Annotated in this window: 3 protein-coding genes; all 3 read left to right on the forward strand. The window is 42.8% G+C overall.

Going from position 1 to position 3,845, the window contains the following annotated elements; genetic code table 11:
* Window positions 1-136 precede the first annotated feature (136 nt).
* Window positions 137-1,042: a hypothetical protein gene (locus GQ598_RS10725; protein WP_160404110.1), complete on the forward strand. Its 906-nt coding sequence runs from the start codon at window positions 137-139 to the stop codon at window positions 1,040-1,042.
* A 222-nt stretch (window positions 1,043-1,264) separates the two neighbouring features.
* Entirely contained in the window at window positions 1,265-1,504 is a 240-nt protein-coding gene (locus GQ598_RS10730) for a hypothetical protein (RefSeq protein WP_160404111.1), read from the forward strand.
* 895 nt (window positions 1,505-2,399) lie between these two features.
* The coding region (locus tag GQ598_RS10735) for a hypothetical protein (RefSeq protein WP_160404112.1) at window positions 2,400-3,845 on the forward strand (1,446 nt) is incomplete at its 3' end.

Below are 3,845 nucleotides of genomic sequence, written 5' to 3' on the forward strand. Positions count from 1 at the left end.
TTAAAATCGAATGTATATTTTTTTGCCATAATTTTGTTCCCAAAAGTAGATTTAAACAATCCAACTTTTGGGGGGCAGTTCATATTTACAGACCCGGTACGGGGTTCCTAATAGGACCAATTTTAGCAATCAGAGGGTGACATATTATATTAATCCGTATGGTGGTCCTGGTATTTGTTACGCAAGGCCGAATTTGTTCTTTGGTGGTACTGGTAGGAGAGTTAGAGTTGATGACCCTAGAGATACTGGTGATATCTTTGACGATTTCAAGTACGCAGGCCCATCTAACATATGGTCTTCTAAGGGTTTTTTAACTCAGTCTAACGATTCTGCATCTTACGACCGAAATTTCCCTACAACGGGTGCTGATGGGTTGTATTTTGATTTGCTCATAGATGGGGGGGATGCAAGTCAGTTGACATGGTCTCCGGTCACGCGTGGTGGGATAACGGCTACCGTAACAAGTGTAACAGCTAATGATTATTGGATTCCTAGTGCTGATAGGGGAAAAGTTGTCGCACGAGTTAAGTTAAGCGGTCCCAGGGCAAGTAGTTCTCGGTTAAATTCAAATAATCCTAGTCCTCTAGATGTACCAAATTTGCCACAGAAGTTTGAGTTGGTGGGTAGAGATAGTAGTGGTAATGAGGTGAGGTATGGATTTGTGTTAAAGCAGTGGTTCGTCACTCGTAATAGAGGTGATATGCGGTTTAACCACATATCTTGGTGTAGAAGTTTGGGTTATCGTGTGCCACAGGTAAGTGATTTAACTAACGCGAAGTGTGGTGTTGAGGATGTTAATTTCCCATGTATAAGTGGCATACATGGCGCCACGCCTAGTTCATCTGGTAATTATTATCAGCGTCACATAGGTGCAGGTTTTTTCACGGAGTGGGGCTACATGCGCGGCTACGCTGATGCGGGCTTCGTCTACAGCAGCTATTGGACAAGCGACGCAGCAGCTTATGGGTTCTTTGTCCTCTCGACCGGCTTGGTCGACTACTTCTCCGACGAACGCCGCGGTGGCTTTTGTGTCGCACCTTAGCTTTTATTTCTTATTCCTTAATCCTTGGGCCGCGGGGGCGGTTATGGAGCCTGAGAGGACAATCTAACAAAGAATAACGCCCCCGCGTAAGTTGGGGCATTCCCTTAGGGTTGCGCTGTTGCGGCGAAGCCACAATCGCGCCGCCCCCGCCGCCGGCGACGCTGAAAGTGTCGATGGCGGTGGCTCAAGGGTAAAATCAAATAAATAAAGAGAAGTCATGTAATGGAAATAGAACAAAAATTAACATTAAGTGAAAATCCGATACATTTTTTGAAAGAAGGGCTTTTTTTAAAGGCTTATAACCAGTCATTTTATGTCATGAGTCAATTATTAGGATTTAACCTAAAGCCGATAATCAAGCATATAAAAAAACTTGACCAAATTGTTGTATGTGGTGGATTTCCGGCTAATGTCATCAATAAACGTTATCCTAATGTGTTTTTGGGTTGGTGGATAGAATAAATTGGGTGCGCAAGTTTCGGACGTTTTGACCTTGGGTGAATAAAATAGCTACAGTGACCACGTCCGAGTCAGGGAATTAAAGCGATGAACTGCCCCCCAAAAGTAGATTTAAACAATCCAACTTTTGGGGGGCAGTTCATTTGTCCGATTCCCTTAACGCCGTGTAGGCGGTTTAGAAAGTAAGTACTTCGGTGGCTGGACTGATGTAAGTCCTTAACGCCGTGTAGGCGTTTAATTAAAATAAATCATATGATTATAAAAACATAATATCTTCCAAAAAAGATGGTTATGCTGTTTGTCTTGTTCCGGCGTCAGAATGTGCCGACAACAGAGCGAGGTTAGCACGCCAAACAGGGATGTTTGGCGAGTTTGTGCTGCGTCTGGAACGCATCACAAACGGTGCGTTAAGACCGAGCGACGGCGGAGGGCAGCCGTAGGCCACATTCTGCAGCCAAAGCGCGGGATTGCAAAGGGAATTCGCTTTAATTCCCTTTGCTCGGACGTGGTCACGATAGCTATTTTGTTCACTAAAGGTTAAAACGTCCGAAACCACCGCACCCAATCCATCCTATTCACCAAAACAAAAAAAGACCTAATTTTCCGCCAAAAATCGGTCAGAAAAGGTATTGATTTTATTAAATTTTTTTCTGGATGTTTTTTATTCAAAAAACATCACCAAAACCATTTCCCAAAACACGCCACCAAAATCTCAACCTTATATTCTTAACAAAACTTTACAAATATTTAACAAAAAAAGTAGCGCATTATTGCTCAAGCGGTTATAATTTAAGCGCTTTCAAAGCAAGGGAGTGCTCATTAGTTGAGCGGTCAATTATAAAAAATTCAAATAAAACAAAAATTTACTTGACAGGATAATCGAAATGCGCTATCATACTTGGCATCTGGCATCTGGCATCTGGCCTGCCAAACCTACGCCCTAAATCTTTTTCAATATCATCGTAGTCAAAATCAGACTCCATTCTTATTTTTATCACCGAAATCATCTAGCTTAGTGAACTCGCCGAGTTTATCGGTAGGGTTGTTGTCGAGGCTGAGATTCAATCTTTTATCGTTCTTATCAACGTCTCCGTTATGGATTGCGGCGTTATTGTTTTGGTTGTGTTCATTTGGTGCACAGGCCTTAACAGCGCAAACCTCAAGGGTAATAGAGGGAAGTGCGCCATATTTAACGTCTGATGGAGGCCAAACCAAGGTAACAGACCTTGAATCGTTGTTCACTATTACGTTGCCTCATGGTGCAAAGGTTTCGCCGTCAACGAATACATCAAGTAGGACAAATCCAATAGTATTATCAACATGGCGTACTTTGGGTGATATAAAGACTATTTTTCCACCATCGACCACTTTTTTGCGTTTAAATGATTTAGTCAATCGTTATCATTCTTGGGGAGATGATGATGGAGATGGACAGGGTACTGATGGTGTAACGGCGACAGGGACTTTATGGCTTTCATTAGATGATAGGAATGGAAATACTGTACGTCTTAATGATACATTAGATGCATGTAAGGCGCCTTATAGGGTAACAATAGGCTTAAACCCCGATGGTGCTAGTTTAACTACACAGTATGGCGTGCCAAATCGTCGTGTATTTTCAACCACTAATGACAGGGAGTATTATTATTTCAAACCGAATGCAAGTTGTTCGTTTTTTGTGCAGGCGGCAAGGCCGAATTTGTTATATGGTGGTACTACTGGCATCGATTCTGTCGACAACCCTCGCTACGCAGGCCCATCTAACATATGGAGTCCTACAAAGGGTTTTTTAACTCAGTCAACGCGTTCATCATCTTATGACCAAAACTTTCCTACAACGGGTGCTGATGGGTTGTATTTTGACTTAGAGGTGCCTACTGGAATTAATGCAAGTCAATTGACGTGGTCTGTTGTCACGAATGGTGATATAACAGCTACGGTGACAAGTGTAACAGCTAATGATTATTGGATTCCTAGTGTTGATAGAGGAAAAGTTGTCGCACGAGTTAAGTTAAGTGGTCCTAGGGCGGATAGTTCTCAGCTACGGTCAGCTAATCCTAGTCCACTAACACGTCCAACTTTGCCACAGAGATTTGAGTTGGTGGGTAGGGATAGTGATGGTAATGAGGGGAGGTATGGGTTTGTCTTAAAGCAGTGGTTCGTCAATCGGGGTATTACTCCTGGTAACCGGTCTAACATCTCCACTTGGTGTAGTCGTTTGGGTTATCGTCTTACTAGGGTAAGAGATTTAACCAATGCGGTTTGTTCTGGTGAAAATTCAGGAAGTTGGTGTCAAGGTTCTGTCGGCGCCACACCTAGTTCATCTAATAATACTTATATGCGT

Origin of the sequence: Gilliamella sp. Pas-s95 (assembly GCF_009795795.1) — a bacterium.
Classification (GTDB): Bacteria; Pseudomonadota; Gammaproteobacteria; order Enterobacterales; family Orbaceae; genus Gilliamella; species Gilliamella bombicola.

Bases quoted from the DNA above. Each gene is read 5' to 3' on its own strand.
- GQ598_RS10730 (WP_160404111.1), top strand. From the start codon at position 1,265: ATGGAAATAGAACAAAAATTAACATTAAGTGAAAATCCGATACATTTT.